This is a genomic window from Pseudomonas sp. TREG-RG-20F-10-E-6-01 (assembly GCF_022662455.1).
Taxonomy (GTDB): Bacteria; Pseudomonadota; Gammaproteobacteria; order Pseudomonadales; family Pseudomonadaceae; genus Aquipseudomonas.
Genome location: NZ_JAKNQP010000005.1, coordinates 316,918 through 332,108, shown reverse-complemented (window position 1 = coordinate 332,108; position 15,191 = coordinate 316,918). Strand labels below are relative to the sequence as shown.

Sequence of the window (15,191 nt, the reverse complement as noted above, 5' to 3'; positions counted from 1 at the left end):
CGTAAAACGCCCACATCCGGTGCTATAAATCCAGCCACGCACCAATTGGAGGCACTGTCAGAATCGACTGACGCCCTATTCGGTGGCACGCCGGTGCTTGCCTACAAGGATTTCCCACGCGCGTGCGTGATTGGCAAGCACCTTGCTCTAGCACTCTTATCGCTCATAGCTGGAAGCCTCCTGATGCTGGTGATCCACCGCCGAATCGCACCTCAACCCCTCTGGGCCGCTGAGCTGCTGCTGAATTTCGAAGCACGCAGCAAAAGCCGGCTGCGCTGTTTCAGTGCCGACGGCGAAGACGTCGGCCTGTTTCTGGAGCGCGGTCAGCCGCCGTTGCATGATGGTGAGTGCCTACAGGCCGAAGACGGACGCGTCGTACGCGTGGTCGCGCGCCCTGAACAACTGCTGCACGTCACCTGCAGCAGTGCGTTTGAATTGACCCGCGCCGCTTACCACCTCGGCAACCGCCACGTCGCCCTGCAAGTCGGCGACGGCTGGCTACGCCTGCTGGATGACTACGTGCTCAAGGCCATGCTCGAACAGCTCGGCGCGCAGACCGAAACCCTCGAAGCGCCGTTCCAACCGGAACACGGCGCCTACGGCGGCGGCCATCACCATTCGCGCCATGGCGACGAAGACTTCAACTACCCGCCCAAGCTGCACCAGTTCGGCGTACGTCCATGAACCCAGCCTGGGCGCTGTTGCGTCTGGCCAGTCCGCAATTGCCGATTGGTGGCTACAGCTATTCCCAAGGCCTGGAAATGGCCGTGGAAAATGGCCGCGTCAATGATGCCGCCAGTGCCCGGCGATGGATCAGCGACCAGTTGCTGCTCAACCTGGCGCGCTTCGAAGCGCCCTTGCTGCTGGCCCATTGCCGCGCGGCGGCGGACCAGGACTGGCCGCGCCTGACACAGTTGTGTGAAGAACACCGCGCCAGCCGCGAAACCCGCGAGCTGTACCAGGAGAGCCGGCAAATGGGCTACTCCCTGCAGCAACTGCTCAATGGTTTGCCGGAACTGGACGCCGCCGCACGCGCATTTGTAGAAAGCTGCGCCGAACCGCACCTGGCCCTGGGCTGGGCGCTGGCGGCCCGCGCGTGGCAGATCAGCCCGGATGACGCCCTCGCCGCCTGGCTGTGGAGCTGGCTGGAAAACCAGCTCGCCGTGCTGATGAAAACGTTGCCGTTGGGCCAGCAAGCCGCCCAGCGCCTGACCAGTGAGCTGCTGCCGTTGCTGCAGCAAGCCCAACAGGACGCCGGACGCCTGGACTTCAACTCTTTTGGCAGCGCCGCGTTCGGCCTGTCTCTGGCGTGCATGGCCCACGAGCGCCAGTACAGCCGCCTGTTCCGTTCCTAAGCCCTTTTACTTCTGTGGAGAAGCACATGAACACACAACCCTTGCGTGTCGGCATCGGCGGCCCGGTGGGCTCCGGCAAGACGGCCCTGACCCTTGCGCTGTGCCTGGCGCTGCGTGATCGCTACAACCTGGCCGTGGTGACCAACGACATCTACACCCGCGAAGACGCCGACTTCCTGGTGCGCAACCAGGCCCTGGCGCCGGAGCGCATCATCGGCGTGGAAACCGGCGGCTGCCCGCACACGGCGATTCGTGAAGACGCCTCGATCAACCTCGAAGCGGTGGACCAGCTCAACCGCCGCTTCCCCGGCCTGGACCTGATTCTGGTGGAGTCCGGCGGCGACAACCTGTCGGCCACCTTCAGCCCTGAACTGTCAGACCTGACCATCTACGTGATCGATGTGTCGGCCGGCGACAAGCTGCCACGCAAGGGCGGGCCCGGTATTTGCAAATCCGACTTGCTGGTGATCAACAAGATCGACCTGGCCCCGCTGGTCGGCGCCTCGCTGGAATTGATGAACAGTGACACTCAGCGTATGCGCAACGGTAAGCCCTTTGTGTTCAGCAACCAGAAAACCGGCGTCGGCCTGGATGAAATCGTCGCCTTTATCGAACGTCAGGGCTTGCTGACCGCAGCCTGATACCACCCTGAAAAGGAGCCTGTTCATGGGTCTCAACAAACTTCTCGCCACCGCAGCCTTGCTGCTCACCCCGGCCCTCGCCTTCGCTCACCCCGGGCATGGCGATAATGGGCTGGTCGCCGGCATCAGCCACCCACTGGGCGGCATCGATCACTTACTGGCCATGGTCGCCGTCGGCCTTTGGGCGGCGCAGCAAAAAGGCAACGCACGCTGGGCGCTGCCTTGCGCCTTCGTTGGCACCATGCTGATTGGCGGCCTGTTGGGCTTTGAAGGCCTGGAGCTGCCGGCGCTGGAAAGCGGGATCGCGGCTTCGGTGCTGGCGCTGGGCCTGGCCGTGGCGCTGGCGGTGCGGCCGCCACTGTTCGTCGCGGTGGCTGCAACGGCGTTGTTTGCCCTGTTCCATGGCGTGGCGCATGGCTTGGAGCTGCCGGACATGTCCAGCCCTTGGCCGTATGCCGCCGGTTTTGTCGGCGCGACGGCGGTGTTGCACGCGGCCGGGTATGCGGTGGTGCGTTTTCTGCCGACGGCGGCTGCGCCGTTGGTGCGGGTGGCCGGGGCGGCTTCGGCGGCCACGGGGGTTTGGTTGCTGGCGGGCTGATTTGCGGCGCTGCTGAAGGCCTCTTCGCGAGCAAGCCCGCTCCCACATTCGACCGCATTCCAACGCCAGGACGCGGTTAAATGTGGGAGCGGGCTTGCCCGCGAAAGCGGTCTCAAAACCACCATCCATCCCAAGCCTGCTACCATGCGCGCCTACACCCCTGCCGTGACGACGCCAGCCGATGCCCACCGCTCCAAGTTCCGCCTCCCAGCCTTCGTTGAATGCCGTGCTCACGCACTTCCATGACCTGATCGTGCCGCTGTGGCAGGGCCCGGGCTGGAATGCCGAGCTGGCGTTGCCCTATGAGGCGCTGGACGCCAGTCATCAGCCTTTGCCCCCGCAACGCTACCGGGCCATGGCCTGCGCGCGGCAGCTGTACCTGTTCGCCAGCCTGATCGGCGAGCCGCGGGCGGCGTTTGCCGAAGAGCGCGCGGCGGCGCTGTTTCGCTCCCTGCAACGGCACTTTCACGACGCCGAACACGGCGGCTGGTTCTACAGCATCGACGCGCACGGCAAGCCGCTGGATAAGCGCAAAGACCTCTACACCCACGCCTTCATCATCTTTGCCTGTGCCCACTACTGGGCCAAAGTGCGTGAGCCGTTGGTGGAATCGGTGCTCAATGCGGCGCTGGCCGTGGTCGCCGAACGCTTCGCCACAGGCGACGGCCTGTACGAAGCGGTATTGGAACGCAACTGGTCATCCCTCAAGTCCGGCCCCCTGCAAAACCCGCTGATGCACTTGGCCGAAGGCTTTCTCGCCACCCTGGCCGTGCGTGAAGACGCCGTCACGCAAGATGCACTGCTGGACCTTGCCACGGCCATGCAGAAGCGCTTCATCGACCGCGAGCACGGCGTAATGATGGAGAAACCGCTGGGTGCTGTGGATAACTGGTTTGAGCCCGGCCATCAGTTCGAGTGGTTCTATTTGCTGGCGTCCTCAGACGTGTTGCGCGGCACGCCACTGCACGCCTCGCTGACGCGAGCGTTTGACTACGCCGAGCTCAAGGGTGTGGATAAATCGAGCGGCGCGGTCAGCGGCATGCTCGCCCTGGACGGCACCGTGCGCGATGGCACTCAACGGATCTGGGCTCAGGCTGAATACCTGCGCGCGCTGACCTTGCGGCCCGCCAGCGAGGCAGTGCTGCAACGCCAATTGCTGGCGCTGCAACAGCACTTTTTGCATGACAAAGGCTGGCATGAATGCCTGGATGCCCAGGGCGTTGTGAGCCGACGGGACATGCCGTCGACCACGCCGTATCACTTGGCGACCTGCTATCAGGGTTTGATCCAGTATCTAGGCTGACTTTCAGGGCCTCTTCGCGAGCAAGCCCGCTCCCACATTTGACCGCGGCCAACCCTTGGAATGCGGCCGAATGTGGGAGAGGGCTTGCTCGCGAATGCCTCACCTCGGTCTATCTGCCTGTTAGGCAATCCACTTGCGATCCCCGGTAAAACTGATCGTCAGCCAGCGCGCCGCATCCGGCGTGCCCAGCGCTGTGGATATCTCTTCGCGCAGCGCGTCGAGGGTCGCGACGTTGCCCACCGGGTAATCCGCCGGCAGCACCACATGAATCTCGATAAACCGCGCCCGCCCGTGCTTTTGCACGTAGGACTCATAGTCGTCGAAACCATGCTTGGCTTGCGCCGCCTCCATCACTTCGCGCACTTTGTCGTCCAAGTGATCGGGCGCAATCCCCAGCACTTCGCGCAAGGCCGGGCGTAGGATCTTGAACGCCGGCGCCAGCATGCTCAGGGCCAACAGGATCAAGATCAGCGGGTCGACATACACCGCCCACTCGTCATACCCCTGAGACTTGAGCAACAGCGCGGCGAGAAAGCTGATCAGCAAACCCACCGAGAGCATCGCGTCCACCAGCCAACTGATGTTGTCGAACTGGATCAGCGAAGATTTCAGCGTGCGATTGCGGTAGCGCACGTAGAAGAAGTAAGCGAATTCGACGACGGTAAACACCGCCGCATAAACGATCACCAGCCCCAACTCGATCTCGCGCCCGCCATTGATAATGCCGAACACGCCGTTGAGAAACGCGTAGATGGCGATCAGCAGCAAAAAGCTGCCTTCGATCAGCAATACCATTGGCTCCAGGTGCCAATAGCCGAACTGGAAACGCTCGTTGCTTTTCTTGGCGATCAGCTTGGCCGTGATCAGCATCAACACCTTGATGGCGGTGGCGATCAGCGAGAAAAAGCCGTCGAACAGAATGGATTGGGCGCCAGATATCACACCCGTGACAATCCCGGCGATCGCTACCGCGAACATCAGGATGGTCGATTGTTTGAGCAGTGCCTGCTCACCTCGGTTACTCACATTTCCTCCCGTCAAAACCTTTAAACCGCACAGTGCGGAGGGGTTTTCAGGGGTGGAGTGTACCTTATGTCGTGTTTTGGCCGATTTGACGCCATCGGGGGCAAGCCCCCTCCCACACTCAACCGAGTTTCAACTTTGAAATGCGGTCAAATGTGGGAGGGGGCTTGCCCCCGATGGCAGCGACTCGGTCTTAAGCCTTACTTAGCCCCACGCTCAATCGCAAACCCAGCCCAGGTCTGGCTCACCGGCATCAGCTCCAACCGGTTGATATTCACGTGCGCCGGGGTGTTCAGCACCCAGAAGATGGTGTCGGCAATGTCCCGCGGTTGGATCGGCTCAGCACCGGCGTAGGTCGCGTCGTAACGCGCCTGGTCGCCACCGAAGCGCACCAGCGAGAATTCACTTTCGCACAGGCCTGGTTCGATGTTGGTCACGCGCACGCCGGTGCCTTGCAGGTCGCAACGCAGGTTCAGCGAGAACTGCTTCACGAACGCCTTGGAGCCGCCATACACGTGGCTGCCCGGGTACGGGTAGCTACCGGCGATGGAGCCCAGGTTGATGATCCCGGCGCCTCGGCCGTGAGCGATCAGGCGTGGCAGCAGCAGGCTGGTGGTGGTCAGCAAGCCTTTGATGTTGGTGTCGACCATGGTTTCCCAATCGTCGAGGCTGCACTTGGGCGCAGGGTCAGTGCCCACGGCCAGGCCGGCGTTGTTGATCAGCCCGCGCAGCTTGGCGAACGATGGCGGCAGGTTGGCGATGGCGTCTTCCATGCCCTTGCGGTCACGTACGTCCACGACCAGCCCGTGCACTTCGGTCTGCTTGGAAAGCTCTTCAACCAGTGCATTCAAACGGTCGGCACGACGGCCAGTGAGCACCAGTTTCCAACCGGCGTCGGCAAAGCGGCGGGCGCAGGCTTCGCCGAAACCTGAGGTTGCGCCAGTAATAAACAGCGTGTCGGACATGGTGTTCTCCTTGCGGGCATCTGGGAAAAAAGTTGCCAGCAGAATGCCCTTACGCCGCGATTGCGGCAACCGCTGTGCGAACACCTTCATGTACAGCTGGTCAATTTTTAACCATAGCGAGCGAGGCCTTATAAACCGTGGCCTGCAGCCATATGCGCGCAGGTTATCCACAACTGCGCCCACAGTCTTTGGGGGCAAGTGCAAAAAGCCAAAAGCCGCTGTGTACAAGGCCTGCAGGCAGTTTTAGAAAGTTTTTTGCTTGACCTTGGACGGGCCGTATGTAGGCCCGGTTGACAGATGCAAACTCGAACGATGGCTCCAGGCCAGTCATTCCGGCCTCTGCGGCCGTCTTTCCAGAGTTTAGTCACAGACTTATCCACAGGCCCAGGCGACATAAATCGGTCATATACCTGTGTCTTTAAACAGGTTGACAAAGCGCTCGACAAGGCCCGAAAAAACCGCTGATCAATAAACAACCACCGCGCTGCAAGCCACGGTTTTAAAGGCTTTCAGCCAGCTACTCCCACGTTACCCACAGCCGGTTCCACAGCGAATGGGGACAAGTCAAAACTGTGACAAAACAGGGATTTGCGGCGGCTATATGTCGCGCTTTGGAGGGTGGCTGGATTTGTTTTCCACAATTTGGCGGGAAGCCTGTGGCCCCCCAAAAACAAATGTGGGAACCGCCTTTATGTAGGAGCCGGGCTTGCCCGCGATAACATCACCTCGGTTTGCCTGACAGACCGAGGTGTTCGTATCGCAGGCAAGCCAGCTCCCACATTCAAGCCGCTTCCCACATGGGTGATTGCATCAAGCCTTCAGATCAGTGCCCGCCGAGGTAGGCGTTGCGCACTTCCTCGTTCACCAGCAACTCTTTCCCAGTGCCGGTCAGGCGAATCTCGCCGTTGACCATCACATACGCCCGGTCCGACAAGCGCAGCGCATGGTTGGCGTTCTGCTCCACCAGGAAGATGGTCATCCCGGTCGCCGCCAGTTCACGCAAGGTCGCGAAGATCTGCTTCACCACAATCGGCGCCAGGCCCAGACTCGGTTCGTCGAGCAGCAACAGCTTGGGCCGGCTCATCAGCGCGCGGGCGATGGCGAGCATTTGCTGCTCGCCGCCGGACATGGTCATGGCGCGCTGGGTGCGGCGCTCCTTGAGCCGCGGGAACAACTCGAACATGCGCTGCATGTCTTCCTGCGCGTATTTGTCGCCAATCGGGATGGTGCCCATCAGCAGGTTTTCCTCGACGGTCATGTCGGGGAACACCCGCCGCCCTTCCGGCGACTGCGCAATGCCGTTGGAGGCGATGTAGTGGGACGACTTGTGGGTAATGTCGACGCCGTTGTAGAGGATCTGCCCGGACTCGGCGCGCGGTTGGCCGAAAATCGACATCAGCAGCGTGGATTTACCCGCGCCGTTGGAGCCGATCAGGCTGACGGTTTCGCCTTCGTTGATGTGCAGCGAGACTTTTTTCAGGGCCTGGATCGGGCCGTAAAACACGTCCAGCTCCTTCATTTCGAGGATAGGTGCACTCATACCAGCTCCTCTTCGTCGGCGCCCAGGTAGGCAGCAATCACTTTCGGGTCGTTGCGGATCGCGTCCGGGCCGCCCTCGGCGATCACGTTGCCGTGGTCGAGCACCACAATGTGGTCGGAAATACTCATCACCATGCCCATGTCGTGTTCGATCAGCACCACCGTGAGGTCGTGTTCGTCGCGCAGCAGGCGAATCATCGCGCTGAGTGCTTCGGTTTCCTGCGGGTTAAGGCCGGCTGCCGGTTCGTCCAGGCAGATAATCTGCGGCCGGGTGCACATGGCACGGGCGATTTCCAGGCGGCGCTGCTGGCCGTAGGAAAGCTCGCCGGCCAGGCGGTTGGCGCAGTCCACCAGGTCGACCACTTCCAGCCAGTAGAAGGCGTGGTCGAGCGCATCGCTTTCGGCCTTGCGGTAGCCCTTGGTGTTGAGGATGCCGGCGAGCATGTTGCGGTTGACCCACATGTGCTGGGCCACCAGCAGGTTCTCCAGCACCGACATTTCCTTGAACAGGCGAATGTTCTGGAAGGTGCGCGCCAGCCCGGCACGGTTGACCAGGTGAGTGCCGCCAAACATCTTGTAGTAAACACGGCTGAAAAAGCTTTTCGGCGACACAAAGTCGGTGACCTTGAAGCGCTCGCCCAACAACTGGATCACGTTGGTCTGCTTGCCGCGGATGTTGAGTTGGATCTTGCCGCCGCTGGCCTTGTAGAAACCGGTCAGGCAGTTGAACACCGTGGTCTTGCCGGCGCCGTTGGGGCCGATCAGGGCGAAGATCGAGTTGCGTTCGACCTTGAGGCTCACATCGCTCAAGGCCTTGATGCCACCGAAGTGCATCATCAAATGTTCCACGGACAGGACGACTTCCTTGCTCATGGCGCCACTCCTTTACGTGGGGTCACACCGGTGCGGCTGATGCGAATCAGGCCGCGCGGCCGCCAGATCATCATCACCACCATCAACACGCCAAACAGCAGCACGCGGTACTCCGAGAAGCTGCGCAGCAACTCGGGCGCGACGGTCAATACGAACGCCGCAATCACCACGCCGACCGTCGAGCCCATGCCGCCCAACACCACGATGGCCAGGATCAGTGCCGACTCGAAGAAGGTGAACGACGACGGGTTGACGAAACCCTGGTAGCTGGCGAAAAACACCCCGGCCAGACCGGCCGTGGACGCGCCGATGGTGAACGCCGAGAGCTTGACCAGCACGTGGTTCAGGCCCATGGAGCGGCAGGCGATTTCATCTTCGCGCAAGGCTTCCCAGGCGCGGCCGACCGGCATGCGGGTCAGGCGATGCTTGATGTACAGCACGGCCAGCACCACCAGGAACAGCACGATGTAGATGAACATGAACTTGATGTTGGGGTTGTAATCGATGCCGAAGAACTCGTGGAACGGAATCCCACCGTCCTTCGCTTTGCGCCCGAATTCCAGGCCGAGGAAGGTCGGCGAAGGCACCGGCATGCCGTTCGGGCCACCAGTGAACGACAGCCAGTTATTAAGCACCAGGCGAATGATTTCACCGAAGCCCAAGGTCACGATGGCCAAGTAGTCACCGTGCATTCGCAGCACCGGGAACCCGAGTATGCACCCCGCCAGCGCCGCACAGATGGCCGCCAAGGGCAGCACCGTCCAGAAGCCGAGGCCCAGGTATTGATAACCCAGCGCCAGGCCGTAGGCACCGATGGCGTAGAACGCCACGTAACCCAGGTCGAGCAGACCGGCCAGGCCCACCACGATGTTCAGGCCCAGGCCGAGCAACACATAGATCAACCCGAGGATGACCACCGTGAGCAGGTACTTGTTGGCGAAGATCGGGAACACGATGGCGATCACGATCAGTGCCGGGATGATCCAGCGCAGCCGCGACTTGTAGTCCGGCGGCAGCACGTGCACGCCAGAACCACTGCTCTCGAAACCCTGCAGAATCTTCAGGCCCTTGGGGGTTTGCAGGAACAGGCTGAGGGCAAAACGCCCGGCCATCACAATGGCGACCAATACGGCCACGCGCGCCGGTTGCAGGTTGAAGCTGTAGCCGTCGAGGACCACGCCGACGATCGGACCGAACACGATCAACGAAATCAGCCCGGCGAGGACCGTATCGACCACACTTTTTTTGATATCAATCGATTTGGCAGCAGACATGTTTACACCTTCGCCACGAGCGGACGACCAAGCAGGCCCTGAGGACGGAAAATCAGAATCACCACCAGCAGGGAGAAACTGAACACGTCTTTGTAGTCAGAGTTGATCAACCCCGAGAACAGCGACTCGGAGATACCCAGGATGATCCCGCCGAGCATGGCCCCAGGCAGGGAGCCGATGCCGCCGAGTACCGCTGCGGTAAACGCCTTGATGCCGATGATGAAGCCGGCGTAGAAGTCGAACGTGCCGTAGTTGAGGGTAATCAGCACGCCGGCCAGGGCCGCCATCGCTGCACCAATCACGAACACATAAGAGATCACTCGGTCGGTGTTGATGCCCAGGATCGACGCCATCTTGCGGTCTTGCTGAGTCGCGCGGCACATGCGGCCGAGCTTGGTGTATTTGATGATGTAGGTCAGCAGCCCCATGCCCAGAAACGCGGCCACCAGGATGAACACCTTGGTGTAGGTCAACTGCACGAACCCACTGCCGATATCGACGCGCCAGGCGCCGGCCAGCAGGGTTGGAATGCCTTGTTGTTTCGCGCCCTGAGCGATCTGCGCATAGTTTTGCAGGATCAGGGAGATGCCGATGGCGCTGATCAGCGGTGCCAGTCGGGTGGAGTTGCGCAGCGGTTTGTAGGCGACACGCTCGATGACCCAACCGTAAACGCCGGTGACGACCACGGTGAATATCAGGGTGCCGAGAATGAGCAGCGGGAAGGATTCGATGCCGAAGTAAGCCAGCAGTGCCAGACTGATCGCCGCGAGGTAAGCGGAAATCATATAAACCTCGCCGTGGGCGAAGTTGATCATGCCAATGATGCCGTAGACCATTGTGTAGCCGATGGCGATCAGGCCATAGACCGACCCGAGGGTCAGGCCATTGACCAGTTGCTGCAGGAAAATACCATCCATAACGCAATCTCACGCGGTGAGCACCTGCACACCGGTGGGCGTGCGGCGCTTCTGGAGGAAAAGACAGACTTGTCGCCTGACACGATGGTGCGAGCAACCGCGCCCCCTGTGGGAGCCGGGCTTGCCCGCGATGACGGACTGACAACCAACACCTGTGTTGAAGGTGAAACCGCTATCGCAGGCAAGCCAGCTCCCACAGGGGATCGAGGCGCTTAAACGATCGTGTTTGTTCTTACTTCTGCTTTTCCAGCTGGTGGTATTTGCCGTCTTTATCCCACTGGTAAACCACGTAGTCGGAGATCTTCAGGTCGCCCTTGGCGTCCCAGTTTTTCTCGCCCATCACGGTTTTGACCGGGTGCGATTTCAGCCACTTGGCCGCGTCTTCGCCTTTATTGGACTTGGCGCCGTTGAAACCGGCGGCCAGGGCCTGGATCGAGGCATAGGCGTACAGGGTGTAGCCTTCAGGCTCGGTGCCGTTTTTGCGGAACTCTTCCACGACGGTCTTGCTGTCTGGCAGCAGGCGCGGGTCGGCGCCGAAGGTCATGTAAACGCCGTCTACGTATTGCGCGCCGCCTGCGGTGGCGACCAGTTCGTCGGTCACGATGCCGTCATCGGACATGAACTTGACGTCCTTGAGGCCCGCTTCACGGATCTGGCGCACCAGTGGACCGGCTTCAGGGTGCAGGCCGCCGAAGTACACCACATCAGCACCGGTGGAGCGGATTTTGGTGACCAGGGCGCTGAAGTCTTTCTCGCCACGGGTCAGGCCTTCTTCCAGCACCGGCTTGACGCCACGTTTGGTCAACTGCTGAGCGGTGGCGTCAGCCAGACCTTTGCCGTAGGTGTCTTTGTCGTTGATCACCGCGACTTTCTTGCCTTTTAGCACATCGACAATGTAGTCGCCGGCGACGATGCCTTGCTGGTCGTCACGCCCGCACATACGGAACACCGCGCCCAGGCCACGTTCGGTCACCTGTGGGTTGGTGGAACCCGGGGTGATCATGATGATGCCGGCTTCGTCGTACACCTCGGAGGCCGGGATGGTGTTGGAGGAGCAGAAGTGCCCGACCACGCCGATCACTTTGTCCTGGTCTGCCAGACGGTTGGCGACGGCCACCGCCTGCTTCGGCTCACAGGCGTCATCGCCGGCCACCAGCTTGAGTTGCTCGCCGTTGATCCCGCCGGCCTTGTTGATCACATCGGCTGCCGCTTGGGCACCCTTCATGTACTGCTCACCGAAAGCTGCGTTGGCGCCCGTCATCGGCCCCGCTACGCCAATCTTCACATCAGCTTGAACAAACGCAGAAACACCCAGCGCCGCTGCAACGGCGAGGGCCAGAAAACCTTTCTTGTAAAACGTCTGGGACATGAGTGGTGCTCCGAGGTTTTTGTTTATTGGCACTACGATTTCACTGCGAACCTTCAACTGAAACTTTCAGGGAAAGCCCAGAGCAAGCCGCGTGCCATTACTTTTTTATTCTTCAAAAAGACACGGTGTCATTGTTATTACAGGCGTTTCGACTCCTTTTGCCAGCACGTGCAACCGTCTAGCACCGAGAGGTGCAACCGACGGAGCAAAAAAGTACAACCCTGGCAGGTCGCACCTGCAACCAGACGGATAAACGACAGTTCCTACGCCTGTAACAATGTGCGTAACGGAACTGCACATTTACAGTGCGTGATTGCTACGACTTGCACCAATACAGATTAGTAGCCTGCTAAGAAAATGCAGGCTTCTGACAGGTATTTCGCTGATCAGATCACGATCCGCAGGCATTGGCCCGCGTGATACAGCGAAAATCCGGCTTCGTACAGGCAACTGCGCAAGCCCACCCCGGCCAGCGGTTGCATCGATGCGAAGGGAATCGGCAAGGCCTGGGCATTCTGGTGACACAAATAGTCGGCAAATGCCTTGCCCACCACGCTGCCGGTGGTCACGCCGCGCCCGTTATAGCCGGTCACCGCCACCAGGCCCGGCGCGGGTTCGAACAGACGCATCAGGTGATCAGGGGTAAAAGCGATGCAGCCGGTCCAGGTGTATTCCCACTGCACCGATTTGAGGTACGGGAAGTAATGCTGCTGCACCCGATCGGCCCACGCCTTGAGGAACCAGGCGGGTTTCTGACTACCGTTGCCCAGGCTACCGAGCAACAGGCGGCCGTCCGCATCGCGGCGGATGCTGCTCAACACTTGGCGTGTGTCCCACGAGCCCTGCTCGCCAGGCAGGATCTGTTGGGCAGCGTCGTCCGTCAGCGGCGCCGAGGCGACCTGGTAGTAATAGCCTGGGAAGAAATTGCGCCGCAGCTCAGTCCATTCGCCTTCGGTGTAGGCATTGGAGGCGATCACCACTTGTGCAGCCTGCACCGAGCCCTGCGCGGTTTGCACCGACCAGGTTGCGCCCTGGCGCTCCAGCCGGGTGACCGGGGAATGGTCGAAAAGCTGCCCGCCCAGGCCAACCGCCGCATTCGCCAAACCACTGGTGTAGGCCATCGGGTTCAAGGTGCCCGCACGCCGATCCAGCAGTGCGGCGGCGATCTTTTTAGTGCCGGTGGCGTGTTCGCAGGCTTGCCCGGTCAGCAATTCAACCGGCGCGCCACGGCGCTTCCATTGTGCTTCACGACTGCGTAAATCCGCCTCGCCACGGGCGTTGTGCGCCATGTGCAAGGTGCCCTCGCGGCGCAATTGGCAATCGATGCCGTACTTGTCGATCAGGCTGAACACCAGCGACGGTGCTGCGCCCAACATGCGGTTGAGCTGGCTGCCCACCGCCTCGCCGAAACCGGCTTCGATCTCGTCCGGGGGAATCCACATACCGGCATTCACCAGCCCGACGTTACGCCCCGAACCGCCATGGCCGGTGCGATGGGCCTCCAGCACGGCGACGCTTTTACCTTGCTCCAGCAAATGCACGGCTGCCGACAACCCGGTGATCCCGGCGCCGATCACGCACACATCCACCTTGACCTCGCCCTTGAGCGCGGCCCGGTCCGGGCGGCCAGGGGTAAGGTGTTCCCACAAACATGCTTCGCGTAATGCCATTGCCAGACTCCGATGAGACCTAACAAACCACTTTTCCGAACTGCAAATGAGGTCAAATGTGGGAGCGGGCTTGCTCGCGAAAGCGGTGTGTCAGTCAACAGATATACAGCTGATCCACCGCATTCGCGAGCAAGCCCGCTCCCACATTTTTAACCGCGTTTCGACAGGGATTTAGTCGAAGGTAATGCCCTGCGCCAGCGGCAACTCCAGCGAGTAATTCACGGTATTGGTCTGGCGACGCATGTAGCCGCGCCACGCATCCGAACCGGATTCGCGCCCGCCGCCAGTCTCTTTCTCACCGCCAAACGCGCCACCAATCTCCGCACCGCTTGGGCCGATGTTGACGTTGGCGATGCCGCAGTCGCTGCCCACCGCCGACATGAACTGTTCGGCTTCACGCACATCGGTAGTGAAGATGCACGACGACAGGCCTTGCGGCACGGCGTTGTTCAAACGCAGGGCTTCGGCAAAGTCGCTGTAGCCGATCACATACAGAATCGGTGCGAAGGTTTCGGTGCACACCACGTCGCTTTGCTCAGGCATTTCCACAATCGCGGGCGACACGTAGTAGGCATTCGGGAATTTATCTTCCAGCTGACGCTTGCCGCCGAACACCTTGCCGCCTTCGCTCAAGGCCTGCTCCAGGGCGTCCTGCATGTTTTCGAAGCCGTGTTTGTCGATCAGCGGACCGATCAGGTTGCCTTCCAGCGGGTGGCCGATGCGCACCTTGGAGTAGGCCGCCTTGAGGCGGGTGACGATTTCTTCTTTGACCGATTCATGCGCGATCAGGCGGCGCAGGCTGGTGCAACGCTGGCCGGCGGTGCCGACGGCGCTGAACAGGATGGCGCGTACGGCCATGTCCAGGTCGGCGCTTGGGCCGAGGATCATTGCGTTGTTGCCGCCCAGTTCGAGAATGCTGCGGGCAAAACGCGCGGCGACCTTGGGCGCCACTTCGCGGCCCATGCGGGTGCTGCCGGTGGCGCTGATCAGTGCCACGCGCGGGTCATCGACCAGCGCGGCGCCGGCGTCGCGGCCACCGATGATCACTTGGCTCAGGTACTCGGGCGCATCGGTGAATGTCTTCAGCACACGCTCGAACAGCGCCTGGCACGCCAGCGCGGTGAGCGGGGTCTTTTCCGACGGTTTCCAGATCACGGCGTTGCCGCACACCAGCGCCAGCGTGGTGTTCCACGCCCACACGGCCACCGGGAAGTTGAAAGCGCTGATCACGCCGACCACGCCCAGCGGGTGCCAGGTTTCACGCATGTGGTGGCCCGGGCGCTCAGAGGCGATGGTCAAGCCGTACAGCTGGCGGGACAGGCCGACGGCGAAGTCACAGATGTCGATCATTTCCTGCACTTCACCCAGGCCTTCCTGGGTGATCTTGCCGGCTTCCCAGGACACCAGCTCGCCCAGGTCTGCCTTGTATTCGCGCAATACGTCGCCGAACTGGCGCACCAGCTCGCCACGACGCGGTGCCGGCACCTTGCGCCAAGCCTCGAATGCATGCTCGGCGCGACTGACCTGTTGCTCCACCTCGGCGGCGCCTTCCCAGTGCACACTGCCAATACGGCTGCCGTCGATCGGCGAATGCACGGGTTGTTTACCCGACTGGTACAGCGCCGGGCTCACCCCGAGACGATCAAGCAATGCAGCAACCATGG

At 61.2% G+C, this 15,191-nt stretch carries 14 protein-coding genes; 5 read left to right on the top strand and 9 right to left on the bottom strand.

The window, feature by feature from the left end; genetic code table 11:
* Positions 1 to 183: 183 nt before the first annotated feature.
* From ureE to L8K08_RS17610, 5 genes are all read left to right on the top strand, one after another.
* A complete protein-coding gene (gene ureE / locus L8K08_RS17630; RefSeq protein ID WP_145160215.1) occupies positions 184 to 684 on the top strand; it encodes an urease accessory protein UreE in 501 nt (166 codons plus the stop codon).
* The gene (locus L8K08_RS17625) at positions 681 to 1,355 is read left to right on the top strand and encodes an urease accessory protein UreF (protein ID WP_145160213.1); all 675 of its coding nucleotides are present in this window, start codon (positions 681 to 683) and stop codon (positions 1,353 to 1,355) included. Before ureE ends, L8K08_RS17625 begins: the two co-directional genes overlap by 4 nt.
* 26 nt (positions 1,356 to 1,381) lie before the next feature.
* Positions 1,382 to 1,996 carry an urease accessory protein UreG gene (gene ureG / locus L8K08_RS17620; protein WP_017849719.1) on the top strand — a complete coding sequence of 205 codons (615 nt, stop codon included), beginning with the start codon at positions 1,382 to 1,384 and terminating at the stop codon, positions 1,994 to 1,996.
* A gap of 25 nt (positions 1,997 to 2,021) precedes the next feature.
* The gene (locus L8K08_RS17615; RefSeq protein WP_242199005.1) at positions 2,022 to 2,594 is read left to right on the top strand and encodes a HupE/UreJ family protein; all 573 of its coding nucleotides are present in this window, start codon (positions 2,022 to 2,024) and stop codon (positions 2,592 to 2,594) included.
* Positions 2,595 to 2,775: 181 nt separating this feature from the next.
* Positions 2,776 to 3,897: an AGE family epimerase/isomerase gene (locus L8K08_RS17610; protein ID WP_242199003.1), complete on the top strand. Its 1,122-nt coding sequence runs from the start codon at positions 2,776 to 2,778 to the stop codon at positions 3,895 to 3,897.
* Between the two features lie 120 nt (positions 3,898 to 4,017).
* On the opposite strand, the gene L8K08_RS17605 is transcribed toward L8K08_RS17610, so the two are convergent.
* The 9 genes from L8K08_RS17605 to L8K08_RS17565 all read right to left on the bottom strand — a co-directional run bounded on the left by L8K08_RS17605 (position 4,018) and on the right by L8K08_RS17565 (position 15,189).
* Positions 4,018 to 4,923 (bottom strand): cation diffusion facilitator family transporter, encoded by a 906-nt coding sequence (locus tag L8K08_RS17605; RefSeq protein WP_145160207.1) that lies wholly within the window; start codon positions 4,921 to 4,923, stop codon positions 4,018 to 4,020.
* Positions 4,924 to 5,120: 197 nt separating this feature from the next.
* Positions 5,121 to 5,885: an SDR family oxidoreductase gene (locus L8K08_RS17600; protein ID WP_242199001.1), complete on the bottom strand. Its 765-nt coding sequence runs from the start codon at positions 5,883 to 5,885 to the stop codon at positions 5,121 to 5,123.
* An 823-nt stretch (positions 5,886 to 6,708) separates the two neighbouring features.
* Complete coding sequence (locus L8K08_RS17595) at positions 6,709 to 7,425, bottom strand: ABC transporter ATP-binding protein (protein ID WP_145160205.1); 717 nt, start codon at positions 7,423 to 7,425, stop codon at positions 6,709 to 6,711.
* Positions 7,422 to 8,297, bottom strand: a complete 876-nt coding sequence (locus tag L8K08_RS17590; RefSeq protein ID WP_145160203.1) for an ATP-binding cassette domain-containing protein — start codon at positions 8,295 to 8,297, stop codon at positions 7,422 to 7,424. The genes L8K08_RS17595 and L8K08_RS17590 overlap by 4 nt, the downstream gene beginning before the upstream one ends.
* On the bottom strand, positions 8,294 to 9,571 hold the full coding sequence (gene livM / locus L8K08_RS17585; RefSeq protein ID WP_145160201.1) for a high-affinity branched-chain amino acid ABC transporter permease LivM: 1,278 nt from the start codon (positions 9,569 to 9,571) through the stop codon (positions 8,294 to 8,296). The genes L8K08_RS17590 and livM overlap by 4 nt, the downstream gene beginning before the upstream one ends.
* A 2-nt stretch (positions 9,572 to 9,573) precedes the next feature.
* Positions 9,574 to 10,488 (bottom strand): branched-chain amino acid ABC transporter permease, encoded by a 915-nt coding sequence (locus L8K08_RS17580; RefSeq protein WP_053254074.1) that lies wholly within the window; start codon positions 10,486 to 10,488, stop codon positions 9,574 to 9,576.
* A 232-nt stretch (positions 10,489 to 10,720) separates the two neighbouring features.
* Positions 10,721 to 11,857, bottom strand: a complete 1,137-nt coding sequence (locus L8K08_RS17575; protein WP_145160199.1) for a branched-chain amino acid ABC transporter substrate-binding protein — start codon at positions 11,855 to 11,857, stop codon at positions 10,721 to 10,723.
* 386 nt (positions 11,858 to 12,243) lie between these two features.
* The gene (locus L8K08_RS17570) at positions 12,244 to 13,527 is read right to left on the bottom strand and encodes an FAD-binding oxidoreductase (protein WP_242198998.1); all 1,284 of its coding nucleotides are present in this window, start codon (positions 13,525 to 13,527) and stop codon (positions 12,244 to 12,246) included.
* 171 nt (positions 13,528 to 13,698) lie between these two features.
* Complete coding sequence (locus L8K08_RS17565) at positions 13,699 to 15,189, bottom strand: aldehyde dehydrogenase family protein (RefSeq protein ID WP_242198994.1); 1,491 nt, start codon at positions 15,187 to 15,189, stop codon at positions 13,699 to 13,701.
* Positions 15,190 to 15,191 lie beyond the last annotated feature (2 nt).